The sequence below is a fragment of the Streptococcus cuniculipharyngis genome (assembly GCF_007859195.1).
GTDB lineage: Bacteria > Bacillota > Bacilli > Lactobacillales > Streptococcaceae > Streptococcus > Streptococcus cuniculipharyngis.
In genome coordinates this window covers 247,095-270,136 of record NZ_VOHL01000002.1, presented here as the reverse complement: position 1 = coordinate 270,136, position 23,042 = coordinate 247,095, and the positions used below count along the sequence as shown (strand labels likewise).

The window sequence follows — 23,042 nt, the reverse complement described above, 5'->3', positions numbered from 1 at the left end:
GAAGAGTTAGTTAAGTGATGATAGCCTAGGAGATACACCTGTACCCATGCCGAACACAGTAGTTAAGCCCTAGCACGCCGGAAGTAGTTGGGGGTTGCCCCCTGTGAGATATGGTAGTCGCTTAGCTAAGAGGGAGTTTAGCTCAGCTAAGGAGAACGTGAGTTCGACTTTGTCGCAGCGTTAGTGCACGACAGGGACCAGTTTGAGCTAAGCCCCAGAATGGGAGTTTAGCTCAGCTGGGAGAGCATCTGCCTTACAAGCAGAGGGTCAGCGGTTCGATCCCGTTAACTCCCATATAGGTCCCGTAGTGTAGCGGTTATCACGTCGCCCTGTCACGGCGAAGATCGCGGGTTCGATTCCCGTCGGGACCGTAAATAGTGGTAGTACTATTTAGGAAAACAATTGGTTAGACTCGTTAGCTCAGTTGGTAGAGCAATTGACTTTTAATCAATGGGTCGCTGGTTCGAGCCCAGCACGGGTCATATAGGCGGGTTTGGCGGAATTGGCAGACGCACCAGATTTAGGATCTGGCGCCGCGAGGCGTGGGGGTTCAAGTCCCTTAACCCGCATAACTAATAATAGGCCGGCTTAGCTCAGTTGGTAGAGCATCTGATTTGTAATCAGAGGGTCGCGTGTTCAAGTCATGTAGCCGGCATCATCATGCGAACGTAGTTCAGTGGTAGAACACCACCTTGCCAAGGTGGGGGTCGCGGGTTCGAATCCCGTCGTTCGCTTGAGGGGCCGGGGTGGCGGAACTGGCAGACGCACAGGACTTAAAATCCTGCGAAGGGTAACCTTCGTACCGGTTCGATTCCGGTCCTCGGCATCATATAGTAATTATATAGAGCACCCTTAGCTCAACTGGATAGAGTACCTGACTACGAATCAGGCGGTTAGAGGTTCGACTCCTCTAGGGTGCATCATCAATTATCGGGAAGTAGCTCAGCTTGGTAGAGTACTTGGTTTGGGACCAAGGGGTCGCAGGTTCGAATCCTGTCTTCCCGATTGATGGCGGTGTAGCTCAGCTGGCTAGAGCGTCCGGTTCATACCCGGGAGGTCGGGGGTTCGATCCCCTTCGCCGCTATTTGTTATAATATAACGATGGATTGCTGGGGACCTTTAGCTCAACTGGTTAGAGCACTCGGCTCATAACCGAGCGGTCGTAGGTTCGAGTCCTACAAGGTCCATGTTATGATATATGGAGGATTACCCAAGTCTGGCTGAAGGGAACGGTCTTGAAAACCGTCAGGCGTGTAAAAGCGTGCGTGGGTTCGAATCCCACATCCTCCTTAACTAATATCGCGGGATGGAGCAGCTAGGTAGCTCGTCGGGCTCATAACCCGAAGGTCGTAGGTTCAAATCCTGCTCCCGCAATAGAAGCTTGGCTCGGTAGCTCAGTTGGTAGAGCAATGGATTGAAGCTCCATGTGTCGGCGGTTCGATTCCGTCTCGCGCCATATATAAGCGGGTGTAGTTTAGTGGTAAAACTACAGCCTTCCAAGCTGTTGTCGCGAGTTCGATTCTCGTCACCCGCTTACTATAATAATTATTATAGTATATGCTTACCAAGTAGATGACTTGGGCGCGTAGCTCAGGTGGTTAGAGCGCACGCCTGATAAGCGTGAGGTCGGTGGTTCGAGTCCACTCGTGCCCATTTAATATAATTTGGAGAATTACTCAAGAGGCTGAAGAGGACGGTTTGCTAAATCGTTAGGTCGGGTAACTGGCGCAAGGGTTCGAATCCCTTATTCTCCGTATTTGTAAACGATGTTATCTGAAGATAGCTCGTTTTATTTTTTACTAGAATGTCCGGGGTAAAGTTATGCAAGGTCGATGGTCTAAGTTTTTGCTACATTTGATTGTGATAGTCATTAGTCTTGTCACATTTCTTTTTTTTATGCTGAAAAATAAAGAGTCAATTGCTGCTGTATCGACTCCTGTGGCTGGTTTAGTAGCTCGAGTTGATGAGGTGGTTTCTGCGCCTTTTCGTTTGCTTGATCAACTTAACCAAACCGTTAATGATTTACTAGTTACCTACGAGGAAAATAAAGAATTAAAGAAGACTCTAATTAGTCTGCAAGATCAAGAAAAAGAGCTTGTCTCCTTAAAAAGTGAGAATGAGAGTCTGCGTGCGTCATTACAGATGGACGAAAAGTTAGCCAATGTCACTAAGGTTAGAGGTGACGTTATTGTACGCACTTCAGCAGCTTGGCTAGATGATTTGGTTGTTAATACGGGTAAAAATAAGGGAGTTAATAAGGGAATGTTTGCCTTGGCTAATAATGGTTTAGTGGGGAAGGTGATTGAAGTTTCTAAGACTAGTAGTCGAGTCATCTTACTGACTAATCAAGGAACTGCCCCAGATATCCCTGTGAAATGGACTAGTGAGGATAAGACGCTATATGGTATTTTATCGGGCTATGATTATCAAAAACAAGCCTTTATTGTGTCTGAAATTAACACGGATGCAGAGCTTAAAGGGGATGCTGATGTGTTAACCAGTGGCTTAGATGGAGAGTCTGTTGAAAATATTTCAGTTGGTCGCATTAGTGAAGTGGACAATGCCAACAAGAGGGTATATGTTAAACCGACTGCTGATTTTTCAAAAATTTCAATTGTTACCTTAGTGGGGAAGTAGGAGATGTTGATGAAAAATAAATGGCTATTTCCTCTCTTTTTGTTTTTCTTACTCTTGATTGATGGACAAGTCTCTTATTTACTGTCTGATTTCCTTGGGGAAAATTCACGAATCAATTCGCATCTGATTTTGCTAGCTCTCCTTTGTCATTTACAAGAAGATGATAGCCCTTATCTTTATTGGCTATACTTTATGTTAGGGCTTATTTTTGACCTTTATTATGTTAATATGTTTGGGATGGCCAGTCTTATTTTCCCTTGTCTCATCTTTTTGATTCGGAAAATGGGTTATGACAAGGAAGTGAAATTTTTTCAGGGGTTAATGGTTTTCATTATCATGAATTTTGTTTTTGAAATCATGATTTATGGTTTAGCTAGCCTTTATCAGCTCACAACCTACCCGTTTCTTTTGTTTATCACCTATAATTTGGCCCCAACCCTTCTCTATAATATCTTTCTTTACCTTATTTTTCAGCTATGGAAGTCCAATGTGTAAAAGGATTACTTTGTTTTAACATATAAGTGTAATAAATGCGTAACATAAGACGGGCCTTTATTTGCTATAATAGATAGTGTCATATAGAGAAGGAGTAATCATTATTATGAAAAAACGTATTTTATCAGCAGTATTGGTTAGTGGGGTAACGCTTACGACTGCAACAGCAGTAAACGCGGAAGATTACGACTCGCAAATTGCTGCTCAAGATAGTGTTATTAGTAATTTAACAGAACAACAAACTCTTGCTCAAGGTCAAGTAGCAGCTATTCAAGCTCAAGTAAGTTCTCTTCAAGTAGAACAAGACAATTTAGTCGCAGAAAATGAACGATTGCAAGCTGAGTCACAAGCATTGACAGAACAAATTCAATCATTGTCAAGTAAAATCGTTGCTCGTAATGCATCATTGAAAAAACAAGCACGTAGTGCTCAAAAAAATAATACAGCAACTAACTATATCAATACCATTTTGAACTCAAAATCAATTTCTGAAGCCATCAACCGCATTGTGGCAATCCGTGAAATTGTGGTTGCTAGTGATAATATGTTGTCTCAACAAAAAGCAGACAAGGTTACTTTAGAATCTAAACAAGCTAAAAACCAAGAGGCTCAAAATTTAGTGGCAGCTAACCAAGCAACAATTGCAGCTAATACAGTTGCCTTGTCAAGCCAACAAGCTGAGTTGGAAGTTGTCCAGGCTAATTTGGCGACAGAAATCGCTAATGCAGAGAATCAAAAAGCAGTGATTCTTGCTGAAAAGCAAGCTGAAGAAGCAGCGGCTGTTGCAGCACAAATTCAAGCAGAATTGGAAGCTCGTGCTCAGGCTGAGGCGGTAGTTCCTGTTGCACAAGAGCCAGTGGTAGAGCAAACTGTTACGGAAACTCCAATTGTCACAGAAGCAATTGCAAGTTCAGAGACTCCTGTTGCAGAAGTGCCAGTCGTATCAGAAACCTCAGTGGTAGAGCAAGCAGTTGTGTCAGAAACTCCGGTAGTTGAAGAAGTTGTTGCATCAGAAGCGCCAATGGTGGAAACTGTTGCAAGTTCAGAAGCTCCTGTTGTAGAGGCGCCAGTCGTATCAGAAACTTCAGTGGTAGAGCAAGCAGTTGTGTCAGAAACTCCAGTAGTTGAAGAAGTTGTTGCATCAGAAGCGCCAGTGGTAGAGCAAACAGTTGTGTCAGAGACTCCAGTAGTTGAAGAAGTTGTTGCATCAGAAGCGCCAGTGGTGGAAACCGTTGCAAGTTCAGAAGCTCCTGTTGTAGAAGCACCAATCGCATCAGAAGCGCCAGTGGTAGAGCAAACAGTTGTGTCAGAGACTCCAGTTGTTGAAGAAGTTGTCGCATCAGAAGCCCCTGTCGTAGAGCAGCCTGTGGTTGCAGAAACTCCAGCAGCATCGGTAGTTGAAGAGCAAGTTGCAGCTCAACCAGTTGTTGAACAAACAACCACAGTAAAACAGACTTATGATGCAACTAATCCATACCCAGTTGGTCAATGTACTTGGGGTGTAAAATCTCTTGCACCTTGGGTTGGTGGTTATTGGGGTAATGGTAATCAGTGGATTGCTAGTGCACAAGCGGCGGGTTACTCTGTAGGAACGACTCCAACGGTTGGAGCTATCGCTGTTTGGCCATATGATGGTGGTGGCTATGGTCACGTTGCCCTTGTTACAGCAGTTAATAGTCCAACAAGTATCCAAGTAATGGAATCTAACTACAATGGTAATCAATCAATTGGTAACTATCGTGGTACCTTTAACCCTTACGAAAGTTATTGGGGTGGTACAGTAATGTACATTTATCCATAAGCTAAGCGTTAAACGAAATCACTGGAAAGTTTCTTTCTGGTGATTTTATGTTTTGTTAAGATTATGTGGTGATTTGCCATTTTGATTTGAAAAAAAGGGAAAAAAAGGCTAAAATAGTAGTGGACTAAAACTTTGGAGGAAATCATGTCATATTCAAACCTAAAATTGTTTGCTCTATCGTCAAATCAAGAGTTGGCGCAAAGAGTAGCAAGTACGATGGGAATTGAGCTTGGGAAGTCAAGTGTTCGTCAATTTTCTGATGGTGAGTTGCAGGTTAATATTGAAGAGTCTATTCGGGGCCACCATGTTTTTATCTTGCAGTCAACAAGTTCACCAGTTAATGATAATTTGATGGAAATCTTAATTATGGTGGATGCTTTGAAACGCGCTAGTGCAGAATCAATCAGTGTGGTCATGCCTTATTATGGTTATGCTCGTCAGGATCGTAAGGCCCGTTCGCGTGAGCCAATTACCTCAAAACTGGTCGCTAATATGTTACAAGTAGCGGGTGTTGATCGCTTGTTGACTGTGGATTTGCATGCAGCACAGATTCAAGGATTCTTTGACATTCCGGTGGATCATTTGATGGGAGCACCTCTGATTGCCGATTATTTTGTGAGACGTGGAATGGAAGGGGAAGAGTATGTAGTGGTTAGTCCTGACCATGGCGGTGTAACACGTGCTCGTAAGTTAGCTCAATTTTTGAAGACACCGATTGCTATTATTGATAAACGTCGTAGTGTGGATAAGATGAATACCAGCGAAGTGATGAATATTATCGGTAATGTGGAAGGTAAGACTTGTATTTTAATTGATGACATGATTGATACGGCAGGTACTATTGCTCATGCAGCCGATGCCTTGGCTGCTGCAGGTGCAACACGTGTTTATGCTTCATGCACCCATCCTGTCCTATCAGGTCCGGCTATGGATAATATTCAACAGTCAGCTATTGAAAAATTAGTTGTACTGGATACGATTTATTTGCCTGAAGAGCGTTTGATTGACAAGATTGAACAAATTTCGATTACAGATTTGATTGCTGAAGCCATTATTCGTATCCATGAAAAACGCCCACTTTCTCCATTGTTTGAATTAGCTAATGCTAAGTAATAAGCTTAAAAAATCAAATCACTAGAACGTTCTAGTGATTTTTTTGATATAATAGAAACTATGGTAATGCAGGAGACACGTGGTTTGATTCTTTATAACCGTAATTTTAGGGAAGATGACAAGCTGGTTAAAATATTTACGGAAGCGGCGGGAAAGCGCATGTTTTTTGTTAAACATGCAAGTCGCTCAAAATTAGCCTCGGTGATTCAACCTTTAGTGATAGCTGATTTTATCGTAAAGGTTAATGATGAAGGCCTGTCTTATATTGAAGATTATGGTCAGGTGAGAACATTTCATGGGATTCAATCAGATATTTTTTCCTTGGCTTATGCAACTTATCTGCTTTCTCTGGCAGATGCGGCCATTACTGATGGAACCTATGACCCTCATCTGTTTGCTTTTTTGGTGAAAACCTTGGATTTAATGGAGCAGGGCTTGGATTATGAGGTTTTGACCAATATTTTTGAAATACAAATTTTGGAACGGTTTGGGGTCAGTTTGAATTTTCATGATTGCTTGGTTTGCCATCAGGTAGGGCAAGCCTTTGATTTTTCATTTACTTATGCTGGCTTACTTTGTCCGCAACATTATGACAGGGATCCCCGTCGCAGCCACTTAAATCCCAATGTTCCTTATTTATTGAACAAATTTCAGCACATGCAATTTTCGGAGCTAAAGCAGATTAGGTTGCAGCCGGGCATAAAAAAAGAACTCCGTGATTTCATCGATCAAATCTATGAAGAATATGTTGGGATTCATTTGAAAAGTAAAAAATTTATTGATGATTTACAGGGATGGGGTCACATGATGCAGAAAAATAGCTGAAATCATGATATAATAAAACGATTAGTAGAAAGGATATGAAAGATGAGAAAACGACTTGCAATTGATGCGATGGGTGGTGACCATGCTCCTCAGGCGATTGTTGAGGGGGTTAACCAAGCCCTAGCGGCCTTTGATGATATTGAAATTCAACTCTATGGTGATGAGGACAAAATTCGTCCTTATCTGACCAGCAAGGAGCGAGTGACCATCATTCATACGAGGGAAAAAATTGCTTCAGATGACGAGCCAGCCAAGGCCATTCGGCAAAAGAAAGAGGCTAGCATGGTTTTGGCAGCCAAGGCTGTTAAAAATGGCGAAGCAGATGCTATTGTGTCGGCCGGCAATACGGGGGCTTTACTAGCGGCAGGCTTGTTTGTGGTCGGGCGGATTAAGGGCATTGATCGTCCAGGTCTCCTATCCACCCTACCGACGACGGATGGTCAAGGTTTTGACATGTTAGATTTAGGAGCTAATGCTGAAAATACTCCCAAGCATTTGCACCAATACGCTATCTTGGGTAGTTTCTATGCCAAATATGTCCGCAACATTGACAAGCCGCGTATTGGTCTGCTCAACAATGGTACCGAGGCTAGCAAGGGTGACCCACTACGCAAGGAAGCCTATGACCTCTTGGCCAATGATGACAGTTTACATTTTGTTGGTAATGTTGAGGCCAGGGATTTGATGGCTGGTGTTGCTGATGTTATCGTTGCAGACGGTTTTACGGGAAATGCTGTCCTGAAAACCATGGAAGGGACGGCCATGGCTATCCTTGGCCAGTTGAAAACGACTTTGACAGGTGGTGGTCTAAGAACCAAGCTAGGAGCTCTCTTGGTTAAGGATAGTCTGCGTGGCATGAAGGATAGTTTGGACTATTCTAGTGCTGGTGGTGCGGTACTGTTTGGCGTCAAAGCACCGGTTATTAAGGCTCATGGTTCCAGTGATAGTCAGGCGATTTATCACACCATCAAGCAGACACGCAAGATGTTGGCGACCGAGGTTGTGACCCAGTTGGTGACGACTTTTGAAGCAACAGAGAAGGGAACAGAGTGACGATTTGAGGAAAAAAGACCTTGCTCAAAGGGCTTTAAGAGCCTTAAAAAGTCAAGATAGACATCTGAAAGCTGGGATGGATCAGGCCTTGTTACAGGCTTTTTTGGCCCTTCCTGCCTATAAGGAGGCTAGCTGTTTAGCCACTTACTTGGCCTTTGATTTTGAATATGACACGCAGCTAGTGATTCAAGCAGCCCTGTCAGCAGGCAAGGAAATCTTGGTTCCTAAAATCTTTCCCCAAGGAAAAATGATGTTTGTTCCTTATCAGCCAGATCAGTTGCAAAAAAATCATTTTGGGATTTGGGAACCTTTATCCTCTGAGGGGGTTGCAAAGAACAAGATTGACTTGATTCATGTACCAGCCCTGGCGGTGAATGCGGCTGGCTATCGCATCGGTTTTGGTGGTGGCTATTATGATCGGTATTTGGCTGATTTTGAGGGGAGAACAGTCTCTACAGTTTATCCCTGTCAGCAGTTGAATTTTCAGCCAGAAGCACATGATATTAGGGTTGGAGAGGTATTGATTTTATGATAACTGAATGGAAAAAATATCCGGCAACGACCTTTCTTTTGGTTGTGACGGTCAGCATGTTTTTCCTGATGCAAGTGATTTATTTGGGACGGGCAACATCAGCCCAAGCTATTTTTACTTTTGGTGGCATGTATGGGGAAGTGGTTAAGGCTTTCCCCAGTCAGCTGTGGCGGTTAATCACCCCAATTTTTGTGCATATTGGTTGGCAACATCTGCTGATGAATAGCCTGACCCTCTATTTCTTAGGGCATTTGGCTGAGGATTTGTGGGGATCAAGACGTTTTTTACTTCTTTACCTTTTGGCGGGAATTTTTGGTAATCTCTTGACCATGTCTTTGACGCCAAGTGTTCTAGCAGCGGGGGCATCAACCTCACTCTTTGGCTTGTTTGGTGCCATTGTGGTGGTTGGTTATTTGGCTAAGAATCCTTATTTGAGACAGCTGGGTCGTCAGTACCAGACCTTGCTTTTTATCAATCTCTTATTCAATATCTTCATGCCAGATGTCAGCCTAGTTGGCCATTTAGGCGGCTTGATTGGTGGTGTTTTAGCCAGTCTCTTTATCCCCCTTCCTTGGGCTTCGACATTAGTTAGTGTTAGAAGACGTTGGCTAGCTGGAATGGCTTACCTAATCCTATGCCTGCTCTTATTAGTCCTATTTTATCTTACCTAATAAATGAAAAACTAGCTGAGCTTTGCTCAGCTAGTTTAGCTATTTACTTTTTTTATCAGCCTGTTCTAATTTCTTACCAAGGTCAATAATATATTGTTTAAGGTTGTCTTTGACCTGTGGATGTTTGAGGGCATAGTCGATAGATGTGGTCATAAAGCCAAATTTATCACCAACATCATAACGGTTACCAGTGAAGACACGAGCAAAGACACGTTGTGTTTTATTTAAGGTGTCAATGGCATCGGTCAGTTGAATTTCATTGCCTGCTCCCGGTGCTTGATTTTCCAAAATCTCAAAAATCTCAGGTGTTAATAGGTAGCGACCGATGATGGCCAAGTCACTTGGAGCTTCTTCTGGGGCTGGTTTTTCAACAAAGGTATCCACACTGTAAAGTCCATTAATCCCCTCGCCATGTGGAGCGATAACTCCGTAAGCAGAAACATCTTCGTGGGGAACTGGCATAACGGCAATCGTTGACGCATGGGTCGCCTCGTAGTCGTTCATGAGTTGTTTGGTTAATGGCACAGCCTTGTCATCGGTAATGTCCATCAAATCATCACCCAGCATGACCACAAAGGGCTCGTTACCAACGAAAGCCTTGGCTTGTAAAACAGCATCGCCTAGTCCACGCGGATGACTTTGGCGGATGAAGTGAAGGCGAATACCAGTGGTTTCATCAACGAGTTTTAGGAGGTCATTTTTCCCCTTTTCTTTCAAATTGTATTCTAATTCAAAGTTTGAGTCAAAATGGTCTTCGATGGAGCGTTTGGCCTTACCAGTAACCACCAAGATATCTTCGATACCAGATTTTAAGGCTTCTTCAACGATAAATTGAATGGTTGGTTTGTCAACGATGGGTAACATTTCCTTGGCCAGTGCCTTGGTGGCCGGCAAGAAACGTGTGCCTAAACCGGCTGCAGGAATGACAGCTTTTCTAACTTTTTTCATAGTGGTTTCTCCTTGGTTATTAACAATATTATTGCCACTCGTTTTCGGAGCGGAATTCATTGGACATCATGTTGAGAATGCTAGTTCTGATATCAGCATTTTCATAGATGACCTGGTAGATGGCAGTGGTAATGGGCATGTAGACCCCCAGTTCCTGAGCAATTTCATAGGCAACCTTGGTTGTGGAAATGCCTTCAATGACCATGCCCATATTTTTTTCAATATCGGCCAGTTTTTCCCCTTGGCCTAGGGCATAGCCGGCTCGCCAATTTCGAGAGTGAACAGATGTTCCGGTGACAATGAGGTCCCCGACCCCCGATAGGCCACTATAGGTTAAGGGATCAGCCCCTAATTTGACCCCGAGCCGAGTGATTTCAGCCAAGCCCCGAGTAATGATAGCAGCCTTGGCATTGTCGCCATAACCCAAGCCTTGTAAAACACCAGCTCCAACGGCAATGATATTTTTCAAGGCACCAGCCGTTTCAACACCAATAACATCGGTATTGGTATAGAGACGGAAGTAGTGGTTGCTGAAAAGGTGTTGGGCATACTTGGCCTGCTCTAAATCTTTTGAGGCAGCGGTAATCAGCGTGATGTCACGGACAATGGTTTCCTCAGCGTGGCTAGGTCCTGAGACCACTACCACCTCATGGCGAAGAGTTGAAGGGATTTCTTCTTCTAAAATACTGGACAATCGTTGGTGGGTGCCAGGTTCTAGGCCTTTTGAGGCGTGCATGATGGTCACTTGATGGTCTAAGGTTTGAGCCACTTGCTGGGCAACCAATCGTGTGACCTTGGTTGGCACAACAAAGAGCACAGCGTCAACATCAGCCAAGGCTTGCTTTAAGTCCGTATAGGCCTTGATGTTTTCATCTAAAACAAGGTCCTTGAAATAGTGTGAATTGGTATGTTGTTGATTGATTTCGTCAATTTGCTGGGGAATATTTCCCCAAATTCTGACATCATGGCCATTGTCATTGAGAACTTGGGCCAGTGCTGTTCCCCAAGAACCTGGGCCGAGAACAGCAATTGCTTGCTTGGTCATATAACCTCCTTTAAGAAGCTTGTATCGCTTTCATTATATCATAAATGGCCTCAGATGACCACCGATTTATATTGCTTATCATTTTTGAGTTTTTCCCTATTCTTTTGTATAATGATAGGAGAGACTAGAAAAGAGGTTATGATGACAAAAGTGCGTGGTTTTGAACTGGTCAGTCAGTTCACTGATGAAAGATTATTGCCCAAACGAGAAACCGCTCAGGCTGCAGGCTATGATTTGAAAGTGGCAGAGGAGGTGGTCCTTGCACCAGGGGAAATCAAGCTGGTGCCGACAGGGGTCAAGGCCTATATGCAGGCGGGAGAAGTACTCTATCTCTATGATCGTTCGTCCAACCCTCGTAAGAAAGGTTTGGTCTTGATTAACTCGGTTGGGGTGATTGACGGCGATTATTATAACAATCCAGCCAATGAAGGCCATATCTTTGCTCAAATGCAAAACATTACCGACCAGCCAGTGACCTTAGCAGTAGGCGAAAGGATTGTCCAGGCAGTTTTCGCTCCTTTCCTACTGGCTGATGGCGATGAGGCGACGGGTGTTCGCACGGGTGGATTTGGCAGTACAGGGAAGTAGGCTATCAGGCAGACTTCTATGGTCTGTCACGATAGGTTGATGGACCAATTTGTCCCCAGAGAAACCATTGCCTACTGTCAAATGTTAGAATGTGAGTTATAGGAGGAAATCATCATCGCTAAGAAAAAAACAACCTTTATTTGTCAGGAGTGCGGCTACCACTCGCCCAAGTATTTGGGACGTTGTCCTAATTGTTCGGAGTGGTCGTCTTTTGTTGAAGAGGTGGAAGTTGCCGAAGTCAAAAATGCCCGTATTTCCTTGACGGGTGAAAAGACCAAGCCCATGAAACTCAATGAGGTTCATTCCATTCAGGTGGAGCGGACCAAGACGGACATGGAGGAATTTAACCGAGTTTTGGGCGGAGGCGTTGTTCCTGGTAGTCTTGTCTTGATTGGGGGTGATCCGGGTATTGGGAAATCCACCCTACTCTTGCAGGTATCCACCCAGCTGGCTGACAAGGGAACAGTACTTTATGTCTCAGGTGAGGAATCCGCCCAGCAAATTAAATTACGCAGTGAGCGTCTGGGTAAGATTGACAATGATTTTTATCTCTATGCGGAAACCAATATGCAGAGCATTCGTGCAGAGATTGAAAAGTTGGCACCAGATTTTTTGATTATCGACTCCATTCAGACGGTCATGAGTCCGGAAATTTCTGGTGTTCAAGGCTCGGTCAGTCAGGTGCGTGAAGTCACTGCTGAGTTAATGCAGCTGGCCAAGACTAATGATATTGCCATTTTCATCGTGGGGCATGTGACTAAGGAAGGGACACTGGCTGGTCCCCGCATGTTGGAACATATGGTGGACACGGTACTGTATTTTGAAGGGGAGCGCCACCATACCTTTCGTATCCTGCGTGCGGTTAAAAATCGCTTTGGTTCCACCAATGAAATTGGGATTTTTGAAATGCAGTCAGTTGGTCTAGTAGAAGTACTCAACCCTAGTCAGGTCTTTTTGGAGGAACGTTTGGATGGGGCGACAGGTTCTGCCATTGTCGTGACCATGGAGGGAACACGTCCGATTCTAGCCGAAGTACAGGCTTTGGTCACGCCGACTGTTTTTGGTAATGCCAAGCGAACAACCACTGGTTTGGACTTTAACCGCGTCAGTCTGATTATGGCTGTCTTGGAGAAACGTTGTGGCCTGCTCTTGCAAAACCAGGATGCCTACCTCAAGTCAGCTGGCGGGGTCAAATTAGATGAGCCAGCCATTGATTTGGCGGTAGCAGTTGCCTTGGTGTCGAGTTACAAGGAGCAGCCGACCAATCCTCAGGAAGCCTTTATTGGTGAGATTGGTTTGACTGGTGAGATTCGCCGTGTCACACGCATTGAACAACGGATCAATGAAGCTGTCAAACTAGGCTTTACTAAAATTTATGTGCCTAAGAATTCCCTGTCAGGCATAGACATTCCCAAAGGGATAGAAGTGATTGGCCTTGCCAGGGTCAATGATGTCTTACAACAGGTTTTCAAGGGCTGATGCTGACAAAAAAACAAGCTTTTGCAAAAGCTTGTTTTTTTCTATTAGTCCACATAGATTTCAGATGAGCGATTGAGCCAGCTATAAAGCAGACCAATAATCAAACCACCACCGATATAGTTACCAAGACCAGCAAAGAAGAAGTTAGAGATGACACTCATGACGGTCATGCCCTCAACCGGTCCACCATTGGCAAAGAAAGCTAGCGGGAAGGAAACGAAGTTGGCGATAACGTGCTCAAAGCCCAAGAAAGCAAAAATGTAGATGATAAAGACCATTGAGAAGACCTTGCCAATATCATCCTTCATTCGCAAGGCGACAAAGACAGCTGTGTTAACCACGATATTGGCAAAAATTCCTTCAATCAATTGGGTCATTGGCGATTTAGCCAGCTTGGCACTTACAGCTTCAAAGAGATAGCTATCCGCCGGCAAATGACTAAAGGGTGTGGTTTTTGACATGAGCCAAGCGAAGATAACCGCACCAACAAAGTTGAAGAAGATACAGGTTGCTAGAATCTTACCAGCCGTCAAGAAGCGTAATTTTTTATTATAAACGGCGCTAGTCATATACATCATGTTTGACGTCCCAAGCTCTGCATTCATGTAGACAATCATAACCAAGGACCAGCTAAACATAAAGGCATAGAGCAATTTACCAGAATGGGGGGCCAGGTTATCGCTGTAAGATGCAATATAAAAAGCTACAGCAGTTCCCAAAGTCAAGAACATGGTCGCAAGCATTGAGCGCACAGCATATTTTAGATAGTTGTGGCGAGAGAGGTCATCTTTTTTCTCGATGCTTTTGGCCAGACTACTGAGGAGTTCACTATTGTAAACATTATAATTGTCTTTCATTTTTTCTCTCCTATTTCTTAATAAAGCATAGCTATTATACCATATTCTCACCAGAAAAAGCAGTCTAATTAGTAAAATTTTTCACATTTTTTGAGTGGAGCGTTTTCATGCGATAGCGAGCAGATGAAGGGGTGGAAACTTTGATTGTCAAAGGATTAGAGGGAGGGAAAAACACCCTTATTTTGGAAGATTTATCTGAACCAATCAGACCTCTGTGGCCCCTCATGATGTGGAGTAGTTTTCCATCAGAGCAAAATATTGGTGATTGGACAGTAGATTAAGACGAGTTTTCCCTTGAGGGTTGAGTGGTCAATTCTTCCCCGTCTTGGCCGCTTTTATGGTATAATAAAAGGGATTGAAAAATTTACTAGATACAGGAGAAAGACATGTCTAAATCCATTCGTGTGCGTTATGCACCAAGTCCAACAGGGCTACTTCACATTGGAAATGCTCGTACAGCCTTGTTTAACTACCTCTATGCTCGTCATCATGGGGGGCAATTTATTATCCGTATCGAGGATACTGACCGCAAGCGTCATGTGGAAGATGGTGAACGCTCGCAGTTAGAAAACTTACGTTGGTTGGGGATTGATTGGGATGAAAGTCCAGAAACACATGACCAGTATCGTCAGTCAGAACGCTTAGAGATTTACCAAAAATATGTTGACCAGCTCTTAGAAAAAGGCCTGGCCTACAAGTCTTATGTGACAGAAGAAGAATTGGCGGCAGAGCGTGAACGTCAAGAAGCGGCGGGCGAAACACCACGCTATGTTAATGAATTTCTTGGCATGACTGAGGATGAAAAGGCAGCCTACATTGCGGAGCGTGAGGCACAAGGGATTGTTCCTACGGTTCGTCTAGCGGTCAATGAAGCGGGTATCTATAAATGGACTGACATGGTCAAGGGCGAGATTGAATTTGAAGGGGTCAATATCGGTGGTGACTGGGTTATCCAGAAAAAAGATGGCTACCCAACCTATAACTTTGCTGTGGTTATTGATGACCATTTGATGGAGATTTCCCATGTTATCCGTGGGGATGACCACATCGCCAATACGCCTAAGCAGTTGATGATTTATGAAGCCTTGGGTTGGGAAGCACCTGAGTTTGGTCACATGACCCTCATTATCAACTCAGAAACAGGGAAAAAACTGTCCAAGCGTGACACCAATACCCTACAATTTATTGAAGACTATCGTAAAAAAGGCTACTTGCCAGAAGCTGTCTTTAATTTTATTTCGCTCTTGGGCTGGAATCCTGGTGGTGAGGAAGAAATCTTCTCTCACGAGCAGTTGATTGACCTGTTTGACGAAAACCGTTTGAGTAAATCACCGGCAGCCTTTGACCAGAAGAAGATGGATTGGATGAGCAATGACTACATCAAACGTAGTGACAGTCAGACAATCTTTGAATTGACCAAACCTTATTTGGCTGAGGCAGGTCGTTTGACGGATAAGGCAGAAGCCATGGTGGCCCTCTACCAGCCACAAATGACGTCGGCTGATGAAATCGTCCCTCTGACCGATCTCTTCTTTACAGATTTCCCAACCTTGAGTCAAGAAGCTATGGAAGTCATGGCGGCTGAAACAGTACCGACGGTCTTGGCAGCCTTTAAGGAAAAATTGGCAGAACTATCGGCAGCAGATTTCTTGGCAGAAAACATTGCCCCACAAATTAAGGCAGTGCAGAAAGAAACAGGAATTAAGGGGAAAAACCTCTTTATGCCAATCCGTATCGCCGTGTCTGGTGAGATGCACGGTCCGGATTTGCCAAATACCATCTATCTCTTGGGGCAAGAAAAGTCAATCCAACATTTGACGGAGATGTTGGCTAAATTAGCCTAATTAGTAAAGCGAGAAGAAGCCTTCTTCCCGCTTTTTATTTCCATAAGTCTGACTTGCGGAAAAGCAAGAAGCATGGTAAAATAAAGGTTACGGAGGCGTTATGGCACAAAAAAAAGCAAGTTTAGCCTGTGTGGATTGTGGCAGTCGTAATTATTCGATTAGTTTGAGTAGCAATCCAAGGATGACACGGCTTGAAGTTAAGAAATTTTGCAAGCATTGCAAACAATACACCTTACATAAAGAAACACGATAAAAGGAGAATGGCGTGAAATTTAGTATTTTTAAGGTCTTGAAAGATACCTCGTGGCCAGATCGCAAGCAACGTTGGAAAGACTTTTTGTCGGTGATTGAATACACTGCCTTTTTTGCTCTTATTATTTTTATTTTTGATAAATTATTGTCATTGGGCATTCTTGAGTTAATCAATCGTTTTTAAAAAGCAATAGTGAAAAGGTCAACGAGATTTTTTCTGGTGAAAGGATAAAAGATGTTAGATAGTTTTGATAAGGGCTGGTTTGTCCTACAAACCTACTCAGGTTATGAAAATAAGGTCAAAGAAAACCTGCTCCAACGAGCGCAGACCTATAACATGTTGGAAAATATCTTGCGCGTGGAGATTCCGACCCAAACCGTCAATGTGGAAAAAAACGGCCAGTCCAAGGAGATTGAGGAAAACCGTTTTCCTGGTTATGTCCTGGTTGAGATGGTCATGACGGATGAGGCTTGGTTTGTTGTTCGTAATACCCCTAATGTGACGGGCTTTGTTGGCTCGCATGGTAACCGTTCTAAACCAACGCCACTCTTGGAAGAAGAAATTCGTGCCATCCTCTTATCTATGGGGCAAACAGTCGATATTGTTGAGACCAATATTAAGGCTGGTGATGTGGTACAAATCATTGACGGAGCCTTTATGGGACAAGAGGGGCGCGTGATTGAAATTGAAAACAATAAGGTTAAAATCATGATTAGCATGTTTGGTTCAGAAACTCAGGCCGAGTTAGGTTTGTACCAAATTGCAGAAATCAATTAGAAAAGTTCTCAGCTCAGTTGAGAACTTTTTATATTGGCAAAGGACTGATGACTGGGTGGAAATCAAACGTTTCAAATGAATCCGACCTGAATCAGAAGCCTTCATAAGGCAATAAATCCTTTTGCATCATTTTAGTGGTGATTATCAAGGTGACTTGAAAAACAGGCCTTACTCTCCTTGATAAAACGGTTTTTAGGCATTTTTTAAGGGAAAATCCTTGACAATATTGATGGACTTTGCTATGATAATAAACGGTACTTTTTACTTTTGGTCTCTCAAGAGTGTACAGGGACGTGCTGACAAATGTTGCAAAAGTACACACAGTTCTAGGCTGTCACCAAGTGCTAGGACAACCAAAAATAAAATCTTACAGGAGAATGTAGATGCCTACAATTAACCAGTTGGTACGTAAACCACGTAAATCTAAAGTAGAAAAATCTAAATCACCAGCTTTGAACGTTGGTTACAACAGCCATAAAAAAGTTCAAACGAACGTGTCATCGCCACAAAAACGTGGTGTTGCAACTCGTGTTGGAACAATGACACCGAAAAAACCTAACTCAGCCCTTCGTAAATTTGCCCGTGTGCGTTTGAGCAACCTTATCGAAGTAACAGCTTATATCCCAGGTATCGGCCACAATTTGCAAGAGCACAGCGTGGTACTTATCCGCGGTGGACGTGTAAAGGACCTTCCAGGGGTACGTTACCATATCGTCCGTGGTGCGCTTGATACAGCAGGTGTTGCTGATCGTAAACAAGGCCGTTCTAAATACGGTGCTAAACGTCCTAAAGGATAATAGAAGGGAGATAAGAAAAAATGAGTCGTAAAAATAGAGCGCCTAAGCGCGAAGTATTGGCAGATCCATTGTACAATTCACAACTTGTAACACGTCTTATCAACCGTGTTATGCTTGATGGAAAACGTGGAGTAGCAGCAAGCATCGTTTATGGTGCCTTTGAGCAAATTGCTGAAGCAACTGGTGAAAATGCTCTTGAAGTATTTGAAACAGCTATGGATAACATCATGCCTGTTCTTGAAGTTCGTGCTCGCCGTGTCGGTGGCTCAAACTACCAAGTTCCAGTTGAAGTTCGTCCAGAGCGTCGTACAACACTTGGCCTTCGTTGGTTGGTAAACGCATCACGTCTTCGTGGTGAGCATACCATGAAAGATCGTTTGGCTAAAGAAATCATGGATGCAGCTAACAACACTGGTGCAGCTGTTAAGAAACGCGAAGATACTCACAAAATGGCAGAAGCCAACCGTGCCTTCGCACACTTCCGTTGGTAGGGAGCAGTATAGAAAGAAAGGCTTTGGCCTTTCTATGTATTGCCCCCCACAAGGGCGATTGGGTTGGCAACAAGTTGCTTGGCAAGGCAGTTGACTGCCAATCGCCTACTGTGACTTTTCCTTTGCGAAAGGTTATCATTTGGGAAGAAAATTGTCTATTGACAAATAAAAACCTTAAACGGGTAGGTCCTGCCTATCCGTTTTTGACAAATTTATGCTATAATAAAAAAGTAAATAAAAATTATTAGGAGAAACTAATGGCTCGCGAATTTTCACTTGCAAAAACTCGTAATATCGGAATCATGGCTCACGTTGATGCTGGTAAAACAACAACAACTGAGCGTATCCTTTACTACACTGGTAAAATCCATAAAATTGGTGAAACCCATGAAGGTGCGTCACAAATGGACTGGATGGAGCAAGAGCAAGAGCGTGGTATCACTATCACCTCTGCTGCGACAACTGCTCAATGGAACGATCACCGTGTTAACATCATTGACACACCAGGACACGTGGACTTCACTATCGAAGTACAACGTTCTCTTCGCGTTCTTGACGGTGCGGTTACCGTTCTTGACTCACAATCAGGTGTAGAACCTCAAACAGAAACTGTATGGCGTCAAGCAACTGAGTACGGTGTTCCTCGTATCGTATTTGCCAACAAGATGGATAAAATCGGTGCAGATTTCCTTTACTCAGTAAGCACGCTTCATGACCGTTTGCAAGCAAATGCTCACCCAATCCAATTGCCAATCGGTGCAGAAGATGACTTCCGTGGCATCATTGACTTGATTAAGATGAAGGCTGAAATCTACACCAACGACCTTGGTACAGATATTCTTGAAGAAGATATTCCAGCTGAATACCTTGAACAAGCAGAAGAGTACCGTGAAAAATTGGTTGAAGCAGTTGCTGAAACTAACGAAGACTTGATGATGAAATACTTGGAAGGTGAAGAAATCACTAATGACGAGTTGAAAGAAGCTATCCGTCAAGCAACCATCAATGTTGAATTCTTCCCAGTTCTATGTGGTTCAGCCTTCAAAAACAAGGGTGTTCAATTGATGCTTGATGCGGTTATCGACTACCTACCAAGCCCACTTGATATCCCAGCCATTAAAGGTATCAATCCAGATACAGATGAAGAAGAAACTCGTCCAGCATCTGATGAAGAGCCATTTGCAGCTCTTGCCTTCAAGATCATGACAGACCCATTCGTAGGTCGTTTGACTTTCTTCCGTGTTTACTCTGGTGTGCTTAACTCAGGTTCATACGTTTTGAATACTTCAAAAGGTAAACGTGAACGTATCGGACGTATCCTTCAAATGCACGCTAACAGCCGTGAAGAAATCCAAACCGTTTACTCAGGTGATATTGCCGCTGCCGTTGGTTTGAAAGATACAACAACTGGTGACTCATTGACTGATGAAAAAGCTAAAGTTATCCTTGAGTCAATCAACGTTCCAGAACCAGTTATCCAGCTTATGGTTGAGCCAAAATCTAAGGCTGACCAAGACAAGATGGGTATTGCCCTTTCTAAACTAGCTGAAGAAGACCCAACCTTCCGTGTTGAAACAAACGTGGAAACTGGTGAAACAGTTATCTCTGGTATGGGTGAGCTTCACTTGGATGTCCTTGTTGACCGTATGCGTCGTGAATTCAAGGTTGAGGCTAACGTTGGTGCTCCTCAAGTATCTTACCGTGAAACCTTCCGTGCATCAACACAAGCTCGTGGTTTCTTCAAACGCCAATCTGGTGGTAAAGGTCAATTCGGTGATGTTTGGATTGAATTTACACCAAACGAAGAAGGTAAAGGTTTCGAGTTTGAAAATGCCATCGTCGGTGGTGTGGTTCCACGTGAATTTATCCCAGCCGTTGAAAAAGGTCTTGTAGAATCTATGGCAAACGGTGTCCTTGCTGGCTACCCAATGGTTGACGTTAAAGCTAAACTTTATGATGGGTCATACCATGATGTCGACTCATCTGAGACTGCCTTCAAGATTGCAGCGTCTCTTGCTCTTAAAGAAGCAGCTAAATCAGCTCAACCAGCTATCCTTGAGCCAATGATGCTTGTTACCATCACTGCTCCAGAAGATAACCTTGGAGATGTTATGGGACACGTCACAGCTCGTCGTGGACGTGTTGATGGTATGGAAGCTCGTGGTAACACCCAAGTGGTTCGTGCTTTCGTGCCATTGGCTGAAATGTTTGGTTACGCAACTGTTCTTCGTTCAGCAACTCAAGGACGTGGTACCTTCATGATGGTATTTGACCACTACGAAGATGTGCCTAAGTCAGTTCAAGAAGAAATCATCAAGAAAAATAAAGGTGAAGACTAATCTTCGTTAAAAAGAGTGCCTTGGCACTCTTTTTTTGTTTATCAGATAAAGAAGGCATGATTGACAAGGAAGTTTTACTGTATTAAAATAGTAAAAAGCGCTTACATTTGTTAGTGAAGTGCTTAAATGACTATCTGATTAGCCAGATGAGGGGATTTATGATGATGAAAAAGAATCTGTATCTAGCCTATTTTTTGAACATTTTTGCTTCGGGTTTACTCTATTCCTTTGTGACTTCAAAATTATTAGACTATCATCTGACAAATAGTTTACTGGTTATTGCTATTTCATCAATCGTTGATTTAGTGATTATGCAAGACATATTAGTGACAAGGTTTATTGTCAAGATAGGTTATCAAAGGCTAGCTTTCTTATCTTTTATTTTATCAGTGACCTGTAGTTTATTTGTCAATGTTTATCCGACTGGACTTGTATTTATTTTATTTTCTTATGCTATCCTATCTTTGCTCATTTCTGCGATGGTTCTCTTTCTCCAAGAAGCTATTCTCAAGGATGAGCTTGGCGTAACAGTTGGTTTTTTCAATATGCAACAGTTACGAAATATCTCTAAGATGCTAGGTTTCTTTTGTGGGATTGTCGTCAAACTACTACCACTTGATTACCTCTATCTCTATGTTTTAACCCTTGTGACAGTCATAAATTTATTAGTTGGCAAGGTTCCACGATATACTGCTGAGGTGTCCTTACATCATAGAAAGAAAATTAAGGAAAAGTCACTCTATTTGTTAATGGGAACTTACTCATTAGTGACGGTCCTCTTTATTCCCTTGATGACCAAAAGGTTTATTGACAGTGGCTTGGACAATATTTCTTGGTTTCCCTTTATTTTACCAGGTATAGCTTCTATCGCGCTCATACAATTTCAGAAGACCTATCCACAGATATCTAACTCGCTGGTTATGGAGTGGTCCTACGTTCCGCTCTTGCTAGGCTTTTTTAGTTTAAGAATGTCTGGTAATTCCCCGATAGTAGAAGTACTGATTTTTAGTCTTATTGTGGCCCTATCAATTTCGTTGTCAATAAAGATTAGAAAGAGATTTTTCAAAGTCAATGCAAAAAATGACATGAAATATCTATGTCAAAGCCTATCTTTGGTCAGTTCGCTGTTGTCTTTGCTTTTTTCTCTACTTGGTTTTTATGGCCATAGGCTAGAATGGCTGATGTTTTTCATCGCCCTGTTAACAACGACCTACCTGATATTGAATGGGAGAGCCTTTAAATAAATGGTAAGAACTATTTTTAGTCAAATCAGATAGCTCTGCTAACACTCACCAGTTTTAAAATTTCTCGGAAAGCGTGAAAAGTATTTGCAATTAAGATTAAAACATTATATAATAGAGATGTTGAAAGGTTGCTTGTCACTAATCAAGTTAATTTTTTCACAATAGTAGGGTTCGCCCTAAGCAAAATATTAAGATTTGATTTTCATAAGGAGGAAATCACAAATGGTAGTTAAAGTTGGTATTAACGGTTTCGGACGTATCGGTCGTCTTGCTTTCCGTCGTATCCAAAACGTAGAAGGTGTTGAAGTTACTCGTATCAACGACCTTACAGATCCAAACATGCTTGCACACTTGTTGAAATATGACACAACTCAAGGTCGTTTCGACGGTACTGTTGAAGTTAAAGAAGGTGGATTTGAAGTTAACGGTAAATTCGTTAAAGTTTCTGCTGAACGTGAGCCAGGAAACATTGACTGGGCTACTGATGGTGTAGAAATCGTTCTTGAAGCAACTGGTTTCTTTGCCTCTAAAGCGGCTGCTGAGCAACACATCCATGAAAATGGTGCTAAGAAAGTTGTTATCACTGCTCCTGGTGGAAACGACGTTAAAACTGTTGTATTCAACACAAACCACGATATCCTTGATGGTTCTGAAACAGTTATCTCAGGTGCGTCATGTACTACAAACTGTTTGGCACCAATGGCTAAAGCTCTTCATGATGCCTTTGGCGTTCAAAAAGGTTTGATGACAACAATCCATGGTTACACTGGTGACCAAATGGTTCTTGACGGACCACACCGTGGTGGTGACCTTCGTCGTGCTCGTGCAGCAGCAGCAAACATCGTACCTAACTCAACAGGTGCTGCGAAAGCTATCGGTCTTGTTATCCCAGAATTGAACGGTAAACTTGACGGTGCTGCACAACGTGTTCCAGTTCCAACAGGTTCTGTAACTGAGTTGGTTGTAACTCTTGACAAGAAAGTTACTGCTGAAGAAGTTAACGCTGCAATGAAAGCTGTTTCAAACGAGTCATACGGTTACACAGAAGATCAAATCGTTTCTTCAGATATCGTAGGTATCTCATACGGTTCATTGTTTGACGCAACTCAAACTAAAGTTCTTGATGTTGACGGTGAGCAATTGGTTAAAGTTGTTTCATGGTATGACAACGAAATGTCTTACACAGCTCAACTTGTTCGTACACTTGAGTACTTCGCAAAATTGGCTAAATAAGCAAACTAAACAAAAAGGAG

Annotated in this window: 22 protein-coding genes, 17 tRNA genes and 1 rRNA gene; 37 read left to right on the top strand and 3 right to left on the bottom strand. The window is 43.0% G+C overall.

Annotation, left to right across the window (positions count from 1 at the left end; translation table 11 throughout):
* Positions 1–10 precede the first annotated feature (10 nt).
* The 26 genes from rrf (at position 11) to FRX57_RS04730 (ending at position 9,127) form a co-directional block, all read left to right on the top strand.
* Positions 11–126 (top strand): 5S ribosomal RNA (rrf, locus tag FRX57_RS04855).
* A gap of 95 nt (positions 127–221) precedes the next feature.
* Positions 222–294: transfer RNA gene (locus FRX57_RS04850), tRNA-Val, on the top strand.
* A gap of 4 nt (positions 295–298) precedes the next feature.
* A tRNA-Asp gene (locus FRX57_RS04845) sits at positions 299–371 on the top strand.
* 38 nt (positions 372–409) lie between these two features.
* Positions 410–482, top strand: a tRNA-Lys gene (locus tag FRX57_RS04840).
* A 5-nt stretch (positions 483–487) separates the two neighbouring features.
* Positions 488–569, top strand: a tRNA-Leu gene (locus FRX57_RS04835).
* Between the two features lie 13 nt (positions 570–582).
* Positions 583–655: transfer RNA gene (locus tag FRX57_RS04830), tRNA-Thr, on the top strand.
* Positions 656–662: 7 nt separating this feature from the next.
* Positions 663–734, top strand: a tRNA-Gly gene (locus tag FRX57_RS04825).
* Positions 735–740: 6 nt separating this feature from the next.
* Positions 741–826: transfer RNA gene (locus tag FRX57_RS04820), tRNA-Leu, on the top strand.
* Between the two features lie 20 nt (positions 827–846).
* Positions 847–920, top strand: a tRNA-Arg gene (locus FRX57_RS04815).
* An 11-nt stretch (positions 921–931) separates the two neighbouring features.
* Positions 932–1,005: transfer RNA gene (locus tag FRX57_RS04810), tRNA-Pro, on the top strand.
* 5 nt (positions 1,006–1,010) lie between these two features.
* Positions 1,011–1,084: transfer RNA gene (locus FRX57_RS04805), tRNA-Met, on the top strand.
* Between the two features lie 29 nt (positions 1,085–1,113).
* Positions 1,114–1,187 (top strand) — tRNA-Ile (locus FRX57_RS04800).
* A 13-nt stretch (positions 1,188–1,200) separates the two neighbouring features.
* Positions 1,201–1,290, top strand: a tRNA-Ser gene (locus FRX57_RS04795).
* 10 nt (positions 1,291–1,300) lie between these two features.
* Positions 1,301–1,374 (top strand) — tRNA-Met (locus tag FRX57_RS04790).
* Between the two features lie 9 nt (positions 1,375–1,383).
* A tRNA-Phe gene (locus FRX57_RS04785) sits at positions 1,384–1,456 on the top strand.
* Between the two features lie 7 nt (positions 1,457–1,463).
* A tRNA-Gly gene (locus FRX57_RS04780) sits at positions 1,464–1,534 on the top strand.
* A gap of 45 nt (positions 1,535–1,579) precedes the next feature.
* Positions 1,580–1,653 (top strand) — tRNA-Ile (locus tag FRX57_RS04775).
* 13 nt (positions 1,654–1,666) lie between these two features.
* A tRNA-Ser gene (locus tag FRX57_RS04770) sits at positions 1,667–1,754 on the top strand.
* 67 nt (positions 1,755–1,821) lie between these two features.
* On the top strand, positions 1,822–2,637 hold the full coding sequence (gene mreC, locus FRX57_RS04765; RefSeq protein WP_146567253.1) for a rod shape-determining protein MreC: 816 nt from the start codon (positions 1,822–1,824) through the stop codon (positions 2,635–2,637).
* A gap of 9 nt (positions 2,638–2,646) precedes the next feature.
* Positions 2,647–3,132, top strand: coding sequence for a rod shape-determining protein MreD (gene mreD, locus FRX57_RS04760; RefSeq protein WP_186600828.1), 486 nt, complete (start codon positions 2,647–2,649; stop codon positions 3,130–3,132).
* Positions 3,133–3,238: 106 nt separating this feature from the next.
* Complete coding sequence (locus tag FRX57_RS04755; RefSeq protein ID WP_146567249.1) at positions 3,239–4,933, top strand: CHAP domain-containing protein; 1,695 nt, start codon at positions 3,239–3,241, stop codon at positions 4,931–4,933.
* Between the two features lie 144 nt (positions 4,934–5,077).
* The gene (locus FRX57_RS04750; RefSeq protein WP_146567247.1) at positions 5,078–6,046 is read left to right on the top strand and encodes a ribose-phosphate diphosphokinase; all 969 of its coding nucleotides are present in this window, start codon (positions 5,078–5,080) and stop codon (positions 6,044–6,046) included.
* A 60-nt stretch (positions 6,047–6,106) separates the two neighbouring features.
* Positions 6,107–6,871 carry a DNA repair protein RecO gene (recO, locus tag FRX57_RS04745; RefSeq protein WP_146567230.1) on the top strand — a complete coding sequence of 255 codons (765 nt, stop codon included), beginning with the start codon at positions 6,107–6,109 and terminating at the stop codon, positions 6,869–6,871.
* Between the two features lie 42 nt (positions 6,872–6,913).
* The gene (gene plsX / locus FRX57_RS04740) at positions 6,914–7,924 is read left to right on the top strand and encodes a phosphate acyltransferase PlsX (protein WP_146567228.1); all 1,011 of its coding nucleotides are present in this window, start codon (positions 6,914–6,916) and stop codon (positions 7,922–7,924) included.
* A gap of 4 nt (positions 7,925–7,928) precedes the next feature.
* On the top strand, positions 7,929–8,456 hold the full coding sequence (locus FRX57_RS04735; RefSeq protein WP_146567267.1) for a 5-formyltetrahydrofolate cyclo-ligase: 528 nt from the start codon (positions 7,929–7,931) through the stop codon (positions 8,454–8,456).
* Positions 8,453–9,127: a rhomboid family intramembrane serine protease gene (locus FRX57_RS04730; RefSeq protein ID WP_425472612.1), complete on the top strand. Its 675-nt coding sequence runs from the start codon at positions 8,453–8,455 to the stop codon at positions 9,125–9,127. The genes FRX57_RS04735 and FRX57_RS04730 overlap by 4 nt, the downstream gene beginning before the upstream one ends.
* A 39-nt stretch (positions 9,128–9,166) precedes the next feature.
* On the opposite strand, the gene galU is transcribed toward FRX57_RS04730, so the two are convergent.
* Entirely contained in the window at positions 9,167–10,075 is a 909-nt protein-coding gene (gene galU / locus FRX57_RS04725) for a UTP--glucose-1-phosphate uridylyltransferase GalU (protein ID WP_146567226.1), read from the bottom strand.
* Between the two features lie 28 nt (positions 10,076–10,103).
* Positions 10,104–11,120, bottom strand: a complete 1,017-nt coding sequence (locus FRX57_RS04720) for an NAD(P)H-dependent glycerol-3-phosphate dehydrogenase (protein WP_146567224.1) — start codon at positions 11,118–11,120, stop codon at positions 10,104–10,106.
* A gap of 141 nt (positions 11,121–11,261) precedes the next feature.
* Between FRX57_RS04720 and FRX57_RS04715 the strand changes: the two genes are divergently transcribed.
* Complete coding sequence (locus FRX57_RS04715; RefSeq protein WP_281287364.1) at positions 11,262–11,708, top strand: dUTP diphosphatase; 447 nt, start codon at positions 11,262–11,264, stop codon at positions 11,706–11,708.
* Positions 11,709–11,822: 114 nt separating this feature from the next.
* Positions 11,823–13,187, top strand: coding sequence for a DNA repair protein RadA (radA, locus tag FRX57_RS04710; RefSeq protein WP_146567220.1), 1,365 nt, complete (start codon positions 11,823–11,825; stop codon positions 13,185–13,187).
* A gap of 44 nt (positions 13,188–13,231) precedes the next feature.
* Here the strand turns inward: radA and FRX57_RS04705 are convergent, their stop codons facing one another.
* The gene (locus tag FRX57_RS04705; protein WP_146567218.1) at positions 13,232–14,044 is read right to left on the bottom strand and encodes a formate/nitrite transporter family protein; all 813 of its coding nucleotides are present in this window, start codon (positions 14,042–14,044) and stop codon (positions 13,232–13,234) included.
* 386 nt (positions 14,045–14,430) lie between these two features.
* Here FRX57_RS04705 and gltX point away from each other — a divergent pair, with 386 nt between their 5' ends.
* From gltX to gap, 9 genes are all read left to right on the top strand, one after another.
* A complete protein-coding gene (gene gltX / locus FRX57_RS04700; protein WP_146567216.1) occupies positions 14,431–15,888 on the top strand; it encodes a glutamate--tRNA ligase in 1,458 nt (485 codons plus the stop codon).
* 100 nt (positions 15,889–15,988) lie between these two features.
* Positions 15,989–16,141 carry a 50S ribosomal protein L33 gene (rpmG, locus tag FRX57_RS04695; RefSeq protein WP_146567214.1) on the top strand — a complete coding sequence of 51 codons (153 nt, stop codon included), beginning with the start codon at positions 15,989–15,991 and terminating at the stop codon, positions 16,139–16,141.
* A gap of 12 nt (positions 16,142–16,153) precedes the next feature.
* Positions 16,154–16,324, top strand: a complete 171-nt coding sequence (secE, locus tag FRX57_RS04690; protein WP_146567212.1) for a preprotein translocase subunit SecE — start codon at positions 16,154–16,156, stop codon at positions 16,322–16,324.
* Positions 16,325–16,375: 51 nt separating this feature from the next.
* Positions 16,376–16,918, top strand: a complete 543-nt coding sequence (gene nusG / locus FRX57_RS04685; RefSeq protein ID WP_146567210.1) for a transcription termination/antitermination protein NusG — start codon at positions 16,376–16,378, stop codon at positions 16,916–16,918.
* Between the two features lie 383 nt (positions 16,919–17,301).
* The gene (rpsL, locus tag FRX57_RS04680; protein WP_009854984.1) at positions 17,302–17,715 is read left to right on the top strand and encodes a 30S ribosomal protein S12; all 414 of its coding nucleotides are present in this window, start codon (positions 17,302–17,304) and stop codon (positions 17,713–17,715) included.
* Between the two features lie 20 nt (positions 17,716–17,735).
* Complete coding sequence (gene rpsG / locus FRX57_RS04675) at positions 17,736–18,206, top strand: 30S ribosomal protein S7 (protein WP_146567208.1); 471 nt, start codon at positions 17,736–17,738, stop codon at positions 18,204–18,206.
* Positions 18,207–18,463: 257 nt separating this feature from the next.
* Positions 18,464–20,545, top strand: a complete 2,082-nt coding sequence (gene fusA, locus FRX57_RS04670) for an elongation factor G (protein WP_146567206.1) — start codon at positions 18,464–18,466, stop codon at positions 20,543–20,545.
* 158 nt (positions 20,546–20,703) lie between these two features.
* On the top strand, positions 20,704–21,789 hold the full coding sequence (locus FRX57_RS04665; RefSeq protein ID WP_186600827.1) for a hypothetical protein: 1,086 nt from the start codon (positions 20,704–20,706) through the stop codon (positions 21,787–21,789).
* A 222-nt stretch (positions 21,790–22,011) separates the two neighbouring features.
* Positions 22,012–23,022 carry a type I glyceraldehyde-3-phosphate dehydrogenase gene (gap, locus tag FRX57_RS04660; protein WP_146567202.1) on the top strand — a complete coding sequence of 337 codons (1,011 nt, stop codon included), beginning with the start codon at positions 22,012–22,014 and terminating at the stop codon, positions 23,020–23,022.
* Positions 23,023–23,042: the final 20 nt, after the last annotated feature.

Coding starts and splice junctions, on each gene's coding strand:
- mreC (WP_146567253.1), top strand. CDS start 1,822: ATGCAAGGTCGATGGTCTAAGTTTTTGCTACATTTGATTGTGATAGTC.
- mreD (WP_186600828.1), top strand. CDS start 2,647: ATGAAAAATAAATGGCTATTTCCTCTCTTTTTGTTTTTCTTACTCTTG.
- FRX57_RS04755 (WP_146567249.1), top strand. CDS start 3,239: ATGAAAAAACGTATTTTATCAGCAGTATTGGTTAGTGGGGTAACGCTT.
- FRX57_RS04750 (WP_146567247.1), top strand. CDS start 5,078: ATGTCATATTCAAACCTAAAATTGTTTGCTCTATCGTCAAATCAAGAG.
- recO (WP_146567230.1), top strand. CDS start 6,107: ATGGTAATGCAGGAGACACGTGGTTTGATTCTTTATAACCGTAATTTT.
- plsX (WP_146567228.1), top strand. CDS start 6,914: ATGAGAAAACGACTTGCAATTGATGCGATGGGTGGTGACCATGCTCCT.
- FRX57_RS04730 (WP_425472612.1), top strand. CDS start 8,453: ATGATAACTGAATGGAAAAAATATCCGGCAACGACCTTTCTTTTGGTT.
- galU (WP_146567226.1), bottom strand. CDS start 10,075: ATGAAAAAAGTTAGAAAAGCTGTCATTCCTGCAGCCGGTTTAGGCACA.
- FRX57_RS04720 (WP_146567224.1), bottom strand. CDS start 11,120: ATGACCAAGCAAGCAATTGCTGTTCTCGGCCCAGGTTCTTGGGGAACA.
- FRX57_RS04715 (WP_281287364.1), top strand. CDS start 11,262: ATGACAAAAGTGCGTGGTTTTGAACTGGTCAGTCAGTTCACTGATGAA.
- FRX57_RS04705 (WP_146567218.1), bottom strand. CDS start 14,044: ATGAAAGACAATTATAATGTTTACAATAGTGAACTCCTCAGTAGTCTG.
- gltX (WP_146567216.1), top strand. CDS start 14,431: ATGTCTAAATCCATTCGTGTGCGTTATGCACCAAGTCCAACAGGGCTA.
- rpmG (WP_146567214.1), top strand. CDS start 15,989: ATGGCACAAAAAAAAGCAAGTTTAGCCTGTGTGGATTGTGGCAGTCGT.
- nusG (WP_146567210.1), top strand. CDS start 16,376: ATGTTAGATAGTTTTGATAAGGGCTGGTTTGTCCTACAAACCTACTCA.
- rpsL (WP_009854984.1), top strand. CDS start 17,302: ATGCCTACAATTAACCAGTTGGTACGTAAACCACGTAAATCTAAAGTA.
- rpsG (WP_146567208.1), top strand. CDS start 17,736: ATGAGTCGTAAAAATAGAGCGCCTAAGCGCGAAGTATTGGCAGATCCA.
- fusA (WP_146567206.1), top strand. CDS start 18,464: ATGGCTCGCGAATTTTCACTTGCAAAAACTCGTAATATCGGAATCATG.
- FRX57_RS04665 (WP_186600827.1), top strand. CDS start 20,704: ATGATGATGAAAAAGAATCTGTATCTAGCCTATTTTTTGAACATTTTT.
- gap (WP_146567202.1), top strand. CDS start 22,012: ATGGTAGTTAAAGTTGGTATTAACGGTTTCGGACGTATCGGTCGTCTT.